The sequence below is a fragment of the Paenibacillus popilliae ATCC 14706 genome, from assembly GCF_000315235.1.
Lineage (GTDB): Bacteria > Bacillota > Bacilli > Paenibacillales > Paenibacillaceae > Paenibacillus_B > Paenibacillus_B popilliae.
In genome coordinates this window covers 1-14,818 of sequence record NZ_BALG01000015.1, presented here as the reverse complement: position 1 = coordinate 14,818, position 14,818 = coordinate 1, and the positions used below count along the sequence as shown (strand labels likewise).

The window sequence follows — 14,818 nt, the reverse complement described above, 5'->3', positions numbered from 1 at the left end:
AGAGGAAACCAGGATGATTAAGCGCAGGGAATTCGATCTGGGGTTGGATGAGCTCAGCCGCCTGCTCGAACAAATGGGGAGCCATGTGGAGCGCGCGCTATTCGAATCGATAGAATCGTTGAAAACGATGGATGCGGAGCGAGCCCGGGCCATCATTAACGAGGATCCGCTTCTGAACCGGATGGAGGATCAGATTATTGAGCTGGGTTCGAAGCTGATATTGACACAGCAGCCGGTCGCCAAAGATCTGCGGCATATCCTAGTCTCCTTCCGCATCTCCAGCGATCTGGAACGGATGGGCGATCTGTCCATCGACATCGCTAAGGTCGTACTCCGGATGGAAGGCCAGATGCTGATGAAGCCGCACATCGACCTGCCGCGCATGGCGGAGATTGTCCAGCAGATGATTATCGATTCGATTCGGGCCTATGTGCAGGAAGATATCCATCTGGCCTACAAAATGGCGAAGGACGATGATCAAGTCGATCAGCTGTACAGTCAAATATTCCGCGAACTGCTCAGCTATGTGCTCGAAAATCCGCATAACGCCTCCCAGGTGATGCTGCTTGCCTTCGTCGGCCGCTATATCGAACGGATTGCTGATCATGCCACCAATATCGGCGAATCGGTCGTCTATCTCGTCACCAACGAACGTCCTGAGCTGAATCGTTGATGCCCTCTACAGGAACCGTCTGGAGCTGAATCCGGGCGGTTTTCCTATTTGCTCCAGGCGTAACGTACGTGGTGATTCATGTAAGACAGGATCATGGGGCTTCCTATCATCGTGCCATGGCTATATTCGATTTCCTATTCGGGTTTGCGCTATGCTATCATGAAAGCATGAGACGGGATTGAGGTGTTATTTTAATGAAGGAAAAATGGATCGTCATCGACGGCAATAGCATTATTTATCGTGCTTTTTTTGCGATGCCACCGTTGACGAACTCGCAAGGTTTACATACGAATGCCGTGTTCGGCTTTACGCAGATGCTGCTTCGCATATTGGAGGAGGAGCAGCCGACTCATATGCTGGTCGCATTTGACGCGGGCAAGGAGACGTTCCGCCATGACGACTATCAGGATTACAAGGGTGGCCGGGAAAAGACGCCGCCTGAACTGTCCGAGCAGTTTCCACTGCTGAAGGAGCTGCTGACGGCGATGGGCATCGCCCATTTCGAGCTTGCGGGCTACGAGGCGGATGATATCATCGGCACGATGACACGCAAGGCGGATGAAGCGGGACAGACCATGTTCGTCGTCACTGGGGACAAGGATATGCTTCAGCTCGCTTCCGGGCACGTGTCCGTGCTGCTTACGCGCAAGGGCGTGTCAGAGGTAGAGAAGTATACGCTGGCCGAGATAGAAGAGAAGTACGGATTGAAGCCAGAACAGATTATCGATCTGAAAGGATTGATGGGTGACACCTCTGATAATATTCCGGGCGTTCCGGGGATTGGCGAGAAGACGGCATTGAAGCTGCTGCATCAGTATTCTAGTGTCGAGAGCGTGCTGGAGCATGTGAGTGAGCTAAAGGGCAAGATGAAGGAAAATCTGATCAATCATGCGGAAGATGCCCGGATGAGCAAGCGCCTGGCCACCATTTTCCGGGAGGTTCCGCTTGATTTGCCGCCGGAACGGATGAAGTACGACGGCTTGCAAGCGGAGACGTTGCCGGTGCTCGGTAAGCTTGAGTTCAAATCCGTTATCCAACGGCTTGAAAAATCCGGTGTTGGTGGAGAAGCCAAGCCTGCCGCCGTCGATGAATCGTTCTCCGCAGAGAGCCTCAATGTCCGTCTGGCCGGGGAAGGCCGATGGGCTGGGCTGAATGAGACGCTCGCCGCTGCTGACGTGCTGATTGTGGAAGCCCATGGCGACAATCCGCATCAGGCACAGCTCATCGGCCTGCTCGTAGGGACGGAGGAAGAGTGTTGGTATGTGACGGCAGATGAATTGCAGAGCGAAGAAGCAGCCAAGCTGCGGGCGTGGCTGGGAGACGGGCAGCGTCCAAAAAGCGGTTGCGATCTCCACTATAACGAGCTGGTGCTTCATTGGGCGGGAGTTCCACTGGAAGGAGCCGTCTTCGACGTCCACCTCGCAGCCTACCTCCTCAATCCGGAGGATGCTTCGGCTACGCTGCAGGCCGTCGCGGTGAAGTACGGTCTGCCTTCCTCGCAGGATAATGACGCCGTATACGGCAAAGGCGCCAAATTCAAGGTGCCGGAGAAGACGCTTGTCGCGCAGCATGCGGCTCGCAAGGCGAAGCTCGTCCGGCTTCTGAAGCCGGTGATAGAGAAGGCGCTGCAAGAGCAGGAGATGAACCGGCTGTATTATGATCTGGAGCTGCCGCTGTCCAAGGTGCTGGCACAGATGGAGAAGACGGGCATTCGGGTGAACAAGCAGAGTCTCCACGACTTGGGCACGAACTTCAAGCAGCAGATCGAGGAGACGATGGCGCGCATCTACGAGCTGGCTGGTTCCGAATTCAACATCGGATCGCCGAAGCAGTTGGGTGAGATTCTGTTCGATAAGCTGGGCTTGCCGGTCATCAAGAAGACGAAGACGGGATATTCGACCGATGCCGAGGTGCTGGAGAAGCTGGAGCCGTACCATGACATCATTCCACTTATCTTGCTCTACCGGCAGATGACGAAGCTGCAGTCTACCTATATTGATGGGCTGCTTAAGGAAGTGCGCGCGAGCACGGGCAAGGTCCATACCTATTACCGTCAGACGATTGCGGCGACGGGCCGCCTGAGCAGCCAGTATCCGAATCTTCAAAATATTCCGATCCGGATCGAAGAAGGACGGCAAATCCGCCTGGCATTCGTGCCTTCGGAGCCGGGCTGGCACATTGTCGCGGCGGACTATTCCCAGATCGAGCTGCGCGTTCTGGCCCATATCTCTGGCGATGACAAACTGAAAGAAGCGTTCATCCACGATATGGACATTCATACGAAGACCGCGATGAACGTATTCGGTGTCGCCGCCGACCAGGTCGATTCCAATATGCGCCGCCAGGCGAAGGCCGTCAACTTCGGCATCGTGTATGGCATCAGCGACTACGGGCTGTCTCAGAACCTGCATATTACGCGTAAGGAGGCGGCCGCGTTCATTGATCAGTACTTCCATGTGTTCCGCGGTGTTCGTCAATATATGGACGATATTGTCAAGCAGGCGCGCCAAGACGGCTACGTCACGACGCTGCTCGAGCGCAGACGATATCTCAAGGATATCAACGCATCGAACTACAATCTTCGTTCGTTCGCGGAACGGACGGCGATGAATACGCCGATCCAAGGCACCGCTGCGGATATTATCAAGCTGGCGATGGTCCATATGGATGCGTTGCTCAAGGAGAGAGGCATGAAGAGCCGGATGCTGCTTCAGGTTCACGACGAATTGGTGTTCGAGGTGCCGGAGGATGAAGTGGACACGATGAAGAAGCTGGTGCCGGAAGTCATGGAAGCGGCTTTGAAGCTCGATGTGCCGCTTCGCGCCGATGTAAGCTCTGGCAGCAATTGGTACGAAGCGAAGTAAATCGAGACCCGTACTCTGCAGGAGGACGTTATTCGGTATCATGGACAACAAGAGGTGATTGACATGCCGGAATTGCCGGAAGTGGAGACGGTCAAGAGGACATTACATACGCTGGCAGCGGGAAAGACGATCGAGCGTGTGACCGTTACGCTCCCCCGCATCATCCAGCGTCCAGCGAATATAGAAGAGTTCTGCGACGCATTGAGCGGACATACGATTGAACAAGTGGAGCGGCGGGGCAAGTTCCTCCGCATTTTGCTGGACGGGCTGACGCTGGTATCCCATCTGCGAATGGAAGGGCGCTACGGCCTGTTCCAGACAGGGGAGCCGGTGGAGAAGCATACCCACGTTATCTTCCATTTGACGGACGGCAGCGAGCTGCGGTACAAGGACGTGCGCCAGTTCGGCACAATGCATCTGTTCCGGCGCGGCGAGGAATGGAGCATGCCGCCGCTACAGAAGCTGGGGGTAGAGCCGCTTTCGGAACAGTTCACGCCCGATGTGCTGATTGCCTTGCTGCGCAAGCGCCGCAGCTTCATTAAGCCGGTGCTTCTCAATCAGCATGTCGTGGCAGGCATCGGGAATATTTATGTGGATGAAGCGCTGTTCCGGGCAGGTATCCATCCGTTGCGGCCGGCGAACGAGCTGACCGACGCGGAATACGTCCGTTTGCATGAAGCCATTGTCGCCACGTTGACCGAGGCGATCGAGGCCGGAGGCTCCTCAATCAAATCCTATGTCAATGGGCAGGGAGAAATTGGAATGTTCCAGCATCAGCTTCAAATGTACGGTCGCCAAGGTGAGCCGTGCATCTGCTGCGGCCAAATCATTGAAAAGAGCGTTGTCGGTGGCAGGGGCACGCATTTTTGTCCGCGCTGCCAGAAGCATTCCCAACAGGCCAATTAGCATTCACCCCTCTCCGCTGTTGCCCATATGATAGGGTATACCGGCGGGAAGCCCGTGCCGATGCGCGGCCGGTTCTCGCCGAGCAGGGAGGGAATGTGATGCTAATGCAAGCAGCGTCCATGTTCGTCTTGGCGTTTGCACTGAGCCTTGACAGCTTCGGAGTTGGAATGAATTACGGACTGCGTCGCGTAAGCATTCCGATATTTTCGATCGTGATCATTTCGATATGCTCCGGATTGTTCATCTGGCTGGCGATGCAGGCCGGAGGACTCCTGGTGCGGTACGTATCTCTGGCTGCCGCCCATTGGTCCGGATCGGTTATCCTGATTGCGATCGGGGCCTGGGCGATCATCCAGTTGCTTCGAAAGAGGGAGGATACGACGGAAGCGAGCCGAAGCCGGAGTGGCGGTATGAAGCCGATTCCTCCGCAGGAGCTGAAGGAATGGATCGGCCGGGCGGAATCGAAGCCGCTGATCCGCATCCAGTTGCGCCGCCTCGGCCTAGTCATTCAAATATTGAAGACGCCTTCCGCTGCCGATATCGACCGCTCGGGAAGCATTAGCGCCGCCGAAGCGGCATGGCTCGGAGCCGCGTTGTCCCTTGATGCGTTCGGCGGAGGGATCGGGGCATCCCTGCTAGGCTATCCGTCTTTGCTGACGGCTCTTGTGATCGCGTTATTCAGCGGCGCCTTTTTGCGGGCAGGCATGCATCTGGGAATGAAGTTCTCGCACAAGCGCTGGATTCAGAAAATATCATTCATTCCAGGATTGTTGTTAATGTTGATGGGGATGTTAAAATTGATATCTTAATGCAGGCAGGCAAATAAATGAGGTGAAGGCATGAACATCGGATTAACCGGCGGGATTGCGTCGGGTAAAAGCACCGTCTCCCGTCTGCTCGTGGAACGGGGTGCTCTACTTGTTGATGCTGATAGGATTGCCAGGGAGATCGTGCTTCCTGGCAGTTCCGTCTTAGATCAGATCGCGGATCGGTTCGGAGCGGACATGCTGCTGCCGGACGGCTCACTTGAACGCAAGCGGCTTGCCAACGTTGTCTTTTCCGATGCCGCCGAGCGGAAGGCGCTTGAGGAGATTACCCACCCCGCCATCCGGCATGAGATGATGACGCAGATGCGCCGGCTGGAGAAAGAGCATCCGCAATCCCTTGTCGTGGTGGATGTCCCGCTGTTGTACGAGTCCGGTTTGACTGATCGGTTCGAGGAGATCGTTGTTGTTTACATCCCGAAAGCGATTCAATTGGAGCGCTTGATACGGCGGGACGGATGGACCGAAGCGGAAGCGTTCGAACGGCTTCTCTCCCAATGGGATATTGAAATGAAGCGGGAACGGGCAGATTTCGTCATCGATAATAGTAAGGGAATGGAAGAGACTCGGCAGCAGGTGGAACAACTCTTGCTTCAGAAAGGCTTGCTATGAACCGAATCATGAATCTGATGCGGAAAAAGCGTGTTGCTCGTTAAGCTGTACGTCCAGCGCGTAATCCATTATTATGATAATATGAGGATGTATGTGGGATGAAATGAATAAGCATCGGACAATCCGGGGTTGCCGGCTTGCTCCGATGCTCGCAATTCCTTATTTAAATTGTCCTGCGAGTTGTTGCTCTGCGATTTGTACCAGGCGCTTCGTGATGTATCCCCCGATCGAGCCGGTGTCACGGGTTGCCATGTTGCCGTAGTATCCGTCTTGTGGAATGGCAATGCCTAATTCTTGAGCGATCTCGAACTTCATTTGCTCGAGAGCTGCAGTTGCTTGAGGTACAACCAGGTTGTTGCTGGAACGGTTGTTTTGGCCCACATCTATTCACCTCCTTGCGCTTGGTAATTGTATTGTGTGCATTCTCGGTAAGTTCATTACAGGTAACGCCTGGCATTTGCTATTACATCCGAGTTCAATCGGGAAGAGGGGAGGAACACCATTTGAAATGTCCATTTTGTGATCATCTTGGTACAAAAGTGTTGGATTCCCGGCCTGCCAATGATAACAAATCCATCCGGCGGAGAAGGGAATGCGATCTGTGCAGCCGCCGGTTCACGACCTTCGAAATGGTCGAAGAGACGCCGCTGATTGTCATTAAGAAGGATGGTAGCCGCGAGGAGTTCAGCCGCGACAAGATGCTGCGAGGCCTAATCAGGGCTTGTGAGAAAAGGCCGGTCTCGGTGGAACGGCTGGAGATGATAGCGTCCGAAGTAGAGAAGCAACTCCGGAATACGGCTCATGCCGAAGTAGAGAGCCGTATTATTGGCGAGCGGGTGATGGAGCAATTGTATCCGGTCGATGAGGTGGCCTATGTGCGATTTGCTTCCGTATATCGCCAATTCAAGGATATCAATATGTTCATGAAGGAACTGACCCACTTGCTGTCCAAAAATTCATTAGGGGAGCACCCATAAAGAACCCGCATCCAAGAACCCTTGCGGGTTCCTCTATGTGCAAACATAACAAAAAGAACATCTTCCTTCAGATGTTCTCGAATGTAGCTATGATGGTGGAGCATAGCGGATTCGAACCGCTGACCTCTTCACTGCCAGTGAAGCGTTCTCCCCCTGAACTAATGCCCCGTTGCCTGTTACATTGTACCACCACATCTCTCGAATTGCAACAGGATTTATTTATTTATTTATTTAATCAAGCATGTCAGATAAATGGACTTGGCTGTCAATTTGTTCCGTGAAGCTATTCAGACATGAGCAAATGAAGTCTTTTCTGCATACGGGACAAGGAATGGAGAGCAAGCGGCTGATCGTAATTGCTCCTCTGTTGTAGATGACGCGGCATTGAGTGCCATCCTGTAATTTTACTTTGACTTGATACAGGCTGTCTTCATCGTTGCGCTCAATTAACGTCTTTTCCTTTACCATCGGTTGGTAGTTCACGGGTAGGTCACCTGCTCCCTTTAATGTTTTTGCATTTTACATCTTAATGTCTTTTTATTGTCTTTGTCAATTTATTTGTGTATAAGCCGCGAAATGTTTTCTTTGCCTGAGCGTTGAAGGCCTTGTTCAAGCAGGTCGTTGGCACGTCGCCACTTGATTATCTTATCCCCTCCGGCTGACAAAATAAACAAAATACGTTTTCGTTCATCAAGTCGTCACAAATTTTAAAAATGATTTGGAAAATGTAAAGGTGGGGTTGAGAGGCTTAGGAAAAATTTTGTAATATAAAGGGTGATAAATGTAACGACAAAGGGGAGTATGACAGTTATGCAAAAATGGGCAATGTTCACATTGTTCTGCATTGCGTGCGTATTCGCCATCGGATTATTGCTGTTCAATATGCCGAAGGCGGAGCAAGAAGAAGCAGCTCCAGAAGGCGTTAAGCTTGTTAAGATCGCAGCAAGGAATGATTTTACGTTCGATCAGGCCGAATATAAGGTCAAGGCTGGAGAAAAAGTCCGCCTGAAGCTGGTGAATGAATCCGGCTTCCACGGTGCTGCCATTGAAGATTTCAAAATTGATTTGAGAGATGGTCAAATGGAGAAGGACTTTGTTTTCGACAAGACGGGGAAATATGTCATTCACTGTTCGGTTATGTGCGGTACAGGTCATGATAATATGAAATCTTATTTGATCGTTGAATAAGCAGGTTTTTCAGGAAAAGGACACAGATCGAGGAACGGTTGAATATCGTTCCCGAAGGATCTAGTCTCGGTTGCCGGGATAAGATACAATGTCGATACAAAAACAACCCAAACAAAGGTGGTTCGTATTGAAACAGTCTGATTCGAAAACGTCGACCCGACAACAGATGCTGATGTTGCTCAAGACGAATGGAGCGATGTCGGCTGCCCAACTGGCCATTCAACTGAACATGACCGAAATGGGCGTGCGCAGGCATCTGTATACACTGGAGGAACAAGGACTGCTGGAGACCGAGATGGTTCGCCAGCCGATGGGCCGTCCGCTGTGTATATATCGGCTGTCGACCAAAGGGGATGAACAGTTCCCGAAGCAATATCATCAACTGATTCTGGACTTGCTGAAGGAGATGGAGGGCCGGCTGGAGGAAGATGGCATCGGGAAGCTGTTCGAGAGCCGCAAGCAGTCGCTGATCGAAAAGTATGCTCCGCAAATGGGCCAATCCAGCCTGGTTGAACGTGTCGAAGCCCTGGGGACCATTCAGGATCGCAATGGATATATGGTTGAGACGGAGCAGGAAGAATATGGAATCTGGCTGCTGCATGAGTATAATTGCCCCATCGCACAGGTGGCCCAACATTATAAGCAGCCTTGTGCTTGCGAGCTGGCGCTGTTCCGCGAATTGTTGGATGCGGATGTGACCCGCACCGAATGCATCGCGGAGCAGGGCCAGCGCTGCACATATCGGATTCGCAATTTCATTTTTGCGTAATAAGTGTATCAAGACAAGCTCAATCTATCTATACTGTCATTACAACATGGGCATTTGCCCGGGATGATGCTGGAGATAGGGAGGAGCCGCCATGATTGCGTGGAGTATTCTGCTTGCTGCCGTTGCATGTACGGCACTGTGCGGTTCGGGAATAGCCGTGCTGCTTCGCTTGGGCCGGACGCTGGCTAAGGCTGAGGAGTGTGCTGAGGAATCGAAGCGGCTAATTCGCCGGCTGTCGGATCTGTCCGGGAAGGCCGAGCGAACTGTGGAGGCTGCCGAGGAAGTGATCGGCACCTTGAATGAATGGAGCGAATCGCTTCGCCAGACGGGCAGGGTGCTGGCGGATTGGGGGCGCAGGGCCGAGCGGTGGTTCGGGGGCAAGGGGCGACAGGCGAGCGGATCACGCGACGAGTCGGGTTCCCGTTCTCGTCGGCCCTCCGGCCAATGGTTGGAATGGGCTGCAGCAGGATGGGACGAATGGCAGCGGCGAGCGTCCCGGAACGAATCCCCGCCGGAAGCTTGACAATCGCATGAACCCGGGCGATGCCGACAGAGGAGGGCAATCACATGGCAAATGGCAACAAGAAGTTTTGGATCGGGACGCTCGTTGGGAGTGTAGTTGGTTCGGTAGTGGCATTGTTCCTGGCGCCCAAATCGGGCAGCGAACTGCGCGCCGATATTGCGGAGCATAAAGATAATTTCCTGACTGCCACACGGGAGAAGGCGGTCGGCATTCAGCAGCAATGGAGCGAATGGCGTCAGGCAGACAACGAAGCAGAGTTGACGGTGCTTGACGATACAGTGGATGCCGCATCCGAGGAGGCAGAGAAGGAATTGGAAGGTACGCATAGATAAGGCGTTCCGTCTTCGATATGAGTTCACCGCCATCCCTGTTCTTCCTGACATTTACCCGGGAAGGAGCAGGGATGCTTCTTTGCGTGGAGCGCTTCCGTGGTGCTGCTGCCTCTTGCATTGTGTGAAAATGGAACGATAGTCGAACTTGAACCTTGTCTGCATTGCTGTTAAGATCGAGGTACATTTTAGCTCTGCTGTACATATGGTATCACAGGTCAGTCAATCAAGAGACAAAGGAAGCGGTGTATTCGTGCAACAAGCTATAGCAATGCTTGATTCAGGTGTGGGAGGCTTGACGGTCGTCAAAGAAGTCATGCGCCAGCTTCCACAAGAACAGATCATTTATTTCGGCGACACCGCCCGCTCGCCTTACGGCCCCCGATCCTCGGAGGAAGTGAGATTGTTTACGCGTCAGATTGTGGACTATCTTATCCAATTTCAGCCGAAGATGATCATAATTGCTTGCAATACGGCGACGGCGGTCGCCTTGGAAGAGATTCGCGCCCATGTCCCGGTTCCTGTCGTCGGCGTCATTTATCCAGGAGCCCGGGCCGCACTATCGGCTACGAAGACGGGCTACATAGGCGTCATCGGCACGGACGGAACGATTCGAAGCGGCGCATACGATCAGGCGCTCAAGCGATTGTCTCCTCATGTGGAGGCTGTCAGCAAGGCTTGCCCGACCTTCGTTCATCTCGTCGAAAAAGGCTTGTTCCAATCCGGTGAAGCCCTGGGCATTGTCCGGGAAGCCCTGGAACCATTGTGCTCTTTGCCTTTCGATACATTAATATTAGGGTGCACGCACTATCCTTTTTTAACCGATGCGATTCAACTGGTCATGGGCCCGGAGGTTCAACTTATCAACTCGGCCGAAGAGACCGCGAGGGAAATCAGTACAATTTTGCATGATAAAGGGCAGCTCGCCCATAGTTTGGAGATGCCGGTTCATCAATTTTTTTGCAGCGGAGATCCGGAAATGTTCCAGAAGATTGCCCGCGCCTGGCTGGGCGAGCAAATATGCGCCGTACCCGTCGTATGGCGAATGTCTCGAATCTTATAGCTATATTATTCGTTTTCCGCCATGCCAAAGAGCATGCTTTTCGCGATTGTTGCGAAAAGCATGCTCTTTTGGGTTGTGCCAGGTTCAGTCATGTCTGCTTTGTACGGGGCATATGTATCAATAAGGAAAGGAAGGAGGGTTCGAACGATGCATATCCCCTATACCGTACAGCCTGGAGATACCTATTTGCGCATTTGTGCCCGGCATGGAATTAATCTGCCTGCGCTGGTTGCTTGCAATCCACAGCTTGATCCCGACGAGTATGCGCTTCCCGGGCATGTTCTCATGATACCGGCGCGTCCATACGATACTTATGCCGTCCAGCCGCACGATACCTTGTGCCGGATTGCTTCCCGGCATGGCGTTTCGGAAGGACTGCTGCGCTCCGTGAATCCATCCTTGGCCCCGGATCGGCTAACGGTTGGGCAGAGGGTGTTCATTCCATACGTTTGTACAAATGAAACGCTTCGGAAAAAAGCGGAATATGGCCCTGGCCAACTGATGGGGGATCTTCGGCAAGTCATTCGCCGCTATTCATGCGTCAAAGTCGAGACGATCGGATATAGCGTCCTCGGAAAGCCGATCCCGGCCGTCAGCATCGGGCGCGGGCAGGTGCCAATTCATGCGAATGGTGGTGTCCATGCGAATGAATGGATTACTTCGGCGCTGCTTATGCAGTTCATCGAAGATTATGCGCGATCGTGCGAGAGTGGTAAGTCATGGCCTGGCTGGAATGCGCGGGCCGCATACGAGCGAACCGTGCTGAAAATTGTGCCGATGGTCAATCCGGACGGTATCGAATTGGTGCAGGAGGGAATCTCGCCGCGACATCCGTTCTATTCCTTGGTGAAGGAATGGAATCAGGGCTCCCAGCGCTTCCAACGGTGGAAAGCGAACATCCGCGGCGTTGACTTGAATGATCAGTTCCCGGCGCATTGGGAGGAGGAACGGGCACGGCGCGGAATGCGTTCCCCGGCGCCGCTGAATTTCGGTGGGGAGCATCCTCTGTCCGAGCCTGAAGCTGCCGCGCTCGCTGCCTATACGGAACGGAATTTGTTCGAACTGGCACTGTCCTTCCATACGCAAGGACGGGAGATTTACTGGAACTACCGTGGTTACGAACCGCCCGAAGCGCTCGCATGGGCGGAACGGTTCGAATCGGTCAGTGGTTACCGGGCCGTCAAGCTGTCGGGCAGTGATGCCGGCTATAAAGATTGGTTCATTCAGCGCTTCCGCAAGCCTGGCTTTACGGTCGAGGTCGGCCACGGTGCCAGCCCGCTGCCATTGGATGACTTCGATGGAATGTACAAGGAAGTGTCGGCGATTTTGCGGGAAGCATTGAACGGGCAAGTCCAGGAATAGATCGTCTCAGGAGGGCCGTATGATGCGAGCCGGATGGCACACACTAAGGGCAAGGAGGTGTGCGGATGGGCCGCAATCCTATGTCCATCAAGGCCGGAAGCAGGCATCCTGTCCGCCGCATCATCCTGTTCACGATGATTCTGATGCCATGGTTGTCCAAGCGGGTCATAAAATACGATCCCGTACGCTAAAGTTGTGGTCATATCGGTTGCTTCTGCAGGTCCATTCCCTTACAATAACGATAGCAACATGGGTCTTTTCTGTTTACATCAAGATGAAGGGATTAAGATGGAGTGAGCAATTATGGCTAATGATATTCGTATATGTGATAAATGCCGCCATATCAGCATGAAATCGTTCCTGCCAAAGGTGAAGAAGCTGGATCCCGAGGCGGAAATTAAAATCGGGTGCAAATCGTACTGCGGCCATTGTCTGAAGCGTGTATTTATTTTTATTAACGGAAGATATGTCACGGCGCCGACGGAGGACGAGGCGATCGAGAAGGCGAAGGCGTTCCTGAAGGGCTAGCTGTTGGTATAGAAAATGCTGTCGAGCACATCCTAACGTTGTATATGAATAACACAGACGAAGGAGGCTTACATCGTGCCGAACAAGGTTGACTCCAGCCTGCAGTCGCAGAATCCGATCTCCCAGGCCCAAAATGCGGTTAAGACCGCTCGCCATGCGGTCTCCCAGGCGATGTCTCATCCGTCGGAGCAGTCCGTCGAGCAAGCCGAGCAATCGCTGCAGCATGCGGAACGGGCCGTCGAACAGGCCGGATTGAGCTTGAACCAGCAGCCGGTGGAACGAGCCGAAGCGATGCTTGAAGAGCAGCAGAACCGGTTCAACTCTCTTCTCAGCAGCGAGCAATGGGAACATCGCGAAGAATAAAGCTGCACTCAATATTTGTAAATAAGTCAAACTCCCGCGAAATACTGCAGTCGCGGGAGTTCTTTTTGGATGTCTGCATCATTCCGGTATCTCACGTATCTATTCGAACCGTTGCCGCAACTTGCCGAGTTGCAAGAGTCTGAGGCATTCGCTCCGTTCATGCCATGGTCATCGCACCTTCCAGATTCCTGTCGCATGAACGAATCTGCATTCATCATACATTGGCCCCATTCTGACTGCTAGGTGGGGTCTATTTGTCGTTCACGTCTTTGAAGAAGCGTGTGCAGCGTATGACGTGACACATGAACGAATACCGCCGAAGACGCCCAATAAGAATGCGCACATCGAATCGTTTTACAGCCTACTGGAAGCAGAATGCTTGCAACATCTAGTTTAAGTGACCAAGACTCAAAAACTTCGGGTGTTTAGCCGATATATTATTTGTTGTCCAGTAAATTTTTCCATAATATATTGAAATTTATTGAAAAAACTACTGGTGCTACACATGAAAATAGTGCATAAGGGGAGATTAAGAAGTTATGGAAATTATGAAACAAAAGAAGTTACTTTATATTCTTTTAGCATCAGCAGTGTTGACCTCTTTGACATTGCCAACTTGCATGGATCCCGTGATAGTGAAGGTGGCTAAGGCGGATGGTGACAGTGATGATTCAGCAGCAATGACAAAACTTCAACCAGTAACAGTGAAGTTGTACAAACAAGATACAACAGAAGAACTTACACCAAAAAATCCAGCAGAAGTAGAAGGTATTGTAGGTACTGTAGGTGAGCTGAAATGGGTAAAAACACCTGAAGTGGAGGGTTTTGGTACAGATGCTAGGAGTAAGGGGTTTATTATTAAATATGGTAATAACGAAGTTGTGTTCTATTACACCGAAATTAAACCAGTAACCGTAAAGCTGTACAAACAAGGAACAACAGAAGAACTTACACCAATATCCCCAGATGAAGTTAAAGGTCATGTAGGTGCTGAAATAACTGTAGACGCACCTAGAGTAGAGGGTTTTCAGCCAGAGCAGGCCAAAATGGAGTATAAAGTTGTAGATGGTGATAACGAAGTGGTGTTCTATTACAGCGAAATTAAACCAGGAAATTAAACCAGTAACCGTGAAGCTGTATAAACAAGGTACAACAGAAGAACTTACACCAAAATTCCCACATCAAGTTGAAGAAATAGGTGTTGAATTTACTGCATACGGACCAAGATTCCCAATTGTAGGTGCTGAGATAACTGCAAACGCACCTGAAGTAGAGGGTTTTCAGCCAGAACAGGCCGAAATGCCGTATAAAGTTGTAGATGGTGATAACGAAATTGTGTTCTATTACAGTGAAATTAAACCAGTAACCGTGAAGCTGTACAAACAAGGTACAACAGAAGAACTTAAACCACAAAGAGAACCAGCACCAATAATAGATATTGTAGGTGCTGAAATAACTGTAACTGCACCTGAAGTAGACGGTTTTCAGCCAGAGAGGGCCACAATGCCGTATAAAGTTGTAGATGGTGATAACGAAGTGGTGTTTTATTACAGCGAAATTAAACCAGTAACCGTGAAGCTGTACAAACAAGGCACAACAGAAGAACTTACACCAAAAGCACCGGTTGAAGTTAAAGGTAATGTAGGTGCTGAAATAACTGTAAACGCACCTGAAGTAGACGGTTTTCAGCCAGAGAAGGCCAAAATGGAGTATAAAGTTGAAGATGGTGATAACGAAGTTGTATTCTATTACAGCGAAATTAAACCAGTAAACGTGAAGCTGTACAAACAAGGTACAACAGAAGAACTAAAACCAAAAGCACCGGCTGAAGTTAAAG

Annotated in this window: 19 protein-coding genes and 1 tRNA gene; 17 read left to right on the top strand and 3 right to left on the bottom strand. The window is 51.7% G+C overall.

Annotated elements, in window-relative coordinates; translation table 11 throughout:
* Positions 1–13: 13 nt before the first annotated feature.
* The 5 genes from phoU to coaE all read left to right on the top strand — a co-directional run bounded on the left by phoU (position 14) and on the right by coaE (position 5,879).
* The gene (gene phoU / locus PPOP_RS00980) at positions 14–673 is read left to right on the top strand and encodes a phosphate signaling complex protein PhoU (protein ID WP_006284114.1); all 660 of its coding nucleotides are present in this window, start codon (positions 14–16) and stop codon (positions 671–673) included.
* A 194-nt stretch (positions 674–867) separates the two neighbouring features.
* Entirely contained in the window at positions 868–3,537 is a 2,670-nt protein-coding gene (polA, locus tag PPOP_RS00975; protein ID WP_006284113.1) for a DNA polymerase I, read from the top strand.
* A 63-nt stretch (positions 3,538–3,600) separates the two neighbouring features.
* The gene (mutM, locus tag PPOP_RS00970) at positions 3,601–4,443 is read left to right on the top strand and encodes a DNA-formamidopyrimidine glycosylase (protein WP_006284111.1); all 843 of its coding nucleotides are present in this window, start codon (positions 3,601–3,603) and stop codon (positions 4,441–4,443) included.
* A gap of 98 nt (positions 4,444–4,541) precedes the next feature.
* Complete coding sequence (locus PPOP_RS00965) at positions 4,542–5,252, top strand: MntP/YtaF family protein (protein ID WP_042226902.1); 711 nt, start codon at positions 4,542–4,544, stop codon at positions 5,250–5,252.
* A gap of 30 nt (positions 5,253–5,282) precedes the next feature.
* Positions 5,283–5,879 carry a dephospho-CoA kinase gene (coaE, locus tag PPOP_RS00960; protein ID WP_006284108.1) on the top strand — a complete coding sequence of 199 codons (597 nt, stop codon included), beginning with the start codon at positions 5,283–5,285 and terminating at the stop codon, positions 5,877–5,879.
* Positions 5,880–6,038: 159 nt separating this feature from the next.
* On the opposite strand, the gene PPOP_RS00955 is transcribed toward coaE, so the two are convergent.
* Entirely contained in the window at positions 6,039–6,260 is a 222-nt protein-coding gene (locus PPOP_RS00955; RefSeq protein WP_006284106.1) for an alpha/beta-type small acid-soluble spore protein, read from the bottom strand.
* A 122-nt stretch (positions 6,261–6,382) separates the two neighbouring features.
* Between PPOP_RS00955 and nrdR the strand changes: the two genes are divergently transcribed.
* Positions 6,383–6,856: a transcriptional regulator NrdR gene (nrdR, locus tag PPOP_RS00950; RefSeq protein ID WP_042226899.1), complete on the top strand. Its 474-nt coding sequence runs from the start codon at positions 6,383–6,385 to the stop codon at positions 6,854–6,856.
* Positions 6,857–6,949: 93 nt separating this feature from the next.
* Here the strand turns inward: nrdR and PPOP_RS00945 are convergent.
* Positions 6,950–7,024 (bottom strand) — tRNA-Ala (locus PPOP_RS00945).
* A 63-nt stretch (positions 7,025–7,087) separates the two neighbouring features.
* The gene (locus tag PPOP_RS00940; RefSeq protein ID WP_042226897.1) at positions 7,088–7,339 is read right to left on the bottom strand and encodes a hypothetical protein; all 252 of its coding nucleotides are present in this window, start codon (positions 7,337–7,339) and stop codon (positions 7,088–7,090) included.
* 327 nt (positions 7,340–7,666) lie between these two features.
* On the opposite strand from PPOP_RS00940, the gene PPOP_RS00935 reads away from it, so the two are divergent.
* The 11 genes from PPOP_RS00935 to PPOP_RS00890 all read left to right on the top strand — a co-directional run.
* On the top strand, positions 7,667–8,044 hold the full coding sequence (locus tag PPOP_RS00935) for a cupredoxin domain-containing protein (RefSeq protein ID WP_006284103.1): 378 nt from the start codon (positions 7,667–7,669) through the stop codon (positions 8,042–8,044).
* A 127-nt stretch (positions 8,045–8,171) separates the two neighbouring features.
* Entirely contained in the window at positions 8,172–8,813 is a 642-nt protein-coding gene (locus PPOP_RS00930) for a helix-turn-helix transcriptional regulator (RefSeq protein ID WP_042226894.1), read from the top strand.
* A gap of 91 nt (positions 8,814–8,904) precedes the next feature.
* Positions 8,905–9,336, top strand: a complete 432-nt coding sequence (locus tag PPOP_RS00925; RefSeq protein WP_006284101.1) for a DUF948 domain-containing protein — start codon at positions 8,905–8,907, stop codon at positions 9,334–9,336.
* Between the two features lie 44 nt (positions 9,337–9,380).
* Positions 9,381–9,668: a YtxH domain-containing protein gene (locus PPOP_RS00920; RefSeq protein WP_006284100.1), complete on the top strand. Its 288-nt coding sequence runs from the start codon at positions 9,381–9,383 to the stop codon at positions 9,666–9,668.
* Between the two features lie 250 nt (positions 9,669–9,918).
* Positions 9,919–10,728 carry a glutamate racemase gene (gene racE, locus PPOP_RS00915; RefSeq protein WP_042226891.1) on the top strand — a complete coding sequence of 270 codons (810 nt, stop codon included), beginning with the start codon at positions 9,919–9,921 and terminating at the stop codon, positions 10,726–10,728.
* A gap of 147 nt (positions 10,729–10,875) precedes the next feature.
* Complete coding sequence (locus PPOP_RS00910; protein ID WP_006284097.1) at positions 10,876–12,090, top strand: M14 family metallopeptidase; 1,215 nt, start codon at positions 10,876–10,878, stop codon at positions 12,088–12,090.
* Positions 12,091–12,155: 65 nt separating this feature from the next.
* Complete coding sequence (locus PPOP_RS25020) at positions 12,156–12,281, top strand: hypothetical protein (protein ID WP_267879046.1); 126 nt, start codon at positions 12,156–12,158, stop codon at positions 12,279–12,281.
* Between the two features lie 112 nt (positions 12,282–12,393).
* Positions 12,394–12,618: a YuzB family protein gene (locus PPOP_RS00905; protein WP_006679269.1), complete on the top strand. Its 225-nt coding sequence runs from the start codon at positions 12,394–12,396 to the stop codon at positions 12,616–12,618.
* Between the two features lie 75 nt (positions 12,619–12,693).
* Complete coding sequence (locus tag PPOP_RS00900; RefSeq protein WP_006284095.1) at positions 12,694–12,981, top strand: hypothetical protein; 288 nt, start codon at positions 12,694–12,696, stop codon at positions 12,979–12,981.
* A gap of 539 nt (positions 12,982–13,520) precedes the next feature.
* Entirely contained in the window at positions 13,521–14,099 is a 579-nt protein-coding gene (locus PPOP_RS00895; protein ID WP_006284094.1) for a hypothetical protein, read from the top strand.
* Positions 14,047–14,818: MucBP domain-containing protein (locus PPOP_RS00890; RefSeq protein WP_006284093.1), on the top strand; the 772-nt coding region annotated here is incomplete at its 3' end. The genes PPOP_RS00895 and PPOP_RS00890, both read left to right, overlap by 53 nt.

Bases quoted from the DNA above. Each gene is read 5' to 3' on its own strand.
- phoU (WP_006284114.1), top strand. From the start codon at position 14: ATGATTAAGCGCAGGGAATTCGATCTGGGGTTGGATGAGCTCAGCCGC.
- polA (WP_006284113.1), top strand. From the start codon at position 868: ATGAAGGAAAAATGGATCGTCATCGACGGCAATAGCATTATTTATCGT.
- mutM (WP_006284111.1), top strand. From the start codon at position 3,601: ATGCCGGAATTGCCGGAAGTGGAGACGGTCAAGAGGACATTACATACG.
- PPOP_RS00965 (WP_042226902.1), top strand. From the start codon at position 4,542: ATGCTAATGCAAGCAGCGTCCATGTTCGTCTTGGCGTTTGCACTGAGC.
- coaE (WP_006284108.1), top strand. From the start codon at position 5,283: ATGAACATCGGATTAACCGGCGGGATTGCGTCGGGTAAAAGCACCGTC.
- PPOP_RS00935 (WP_006284103.1), top strand. From the start codon at position 7,667: ATGCAAAAATGGGCAATGTTCACATTGTTCTGCATTGCGTGCGTATTC.
- PPOP_RS00925 (WP_006284101.1), top strand. From the start codon at position 8,905: ATGATTGCGTGGAGTATTCTGCTTGCTGCCGTTGCATGTACGGCACTG.
- PPOP_RS00920 (WP_006284100.1), top strand. From the start codon at position 9,381: ATGGCAAATGGCAACAAGAAGTTTTGGATCGGGACGCTCGTTGGGAGT.
- PPOP_RS00910 (WP_006284097.1), top strand. From the start codon at position 10,876: ATGCATATCCCCTATACCGTACAGCCTGGAGATACCTATTTGCGCATT.
- PPOP_RS25020 (WP_267879046.1), top strand. From the start codon at position 12,156: ATGGGCCGCAATCCTATGTCCATCAAGGCCGGAAGCAGGCATCCTGTC.
- PPOP_RS00905 (WP_006679269.1), top strand. From the start codon at position 12,394: ATGGCTAATGATATTCGTATATGTGATAAATGCCGCCATATCAGCATG.
- PPOP_RS00895 (WP_006284094.1), top strand. From the start codon at position 13,521: ATGGAAATTATGAAACAAAAGAAGTTACTTTATATTCTTTTAGCATCA.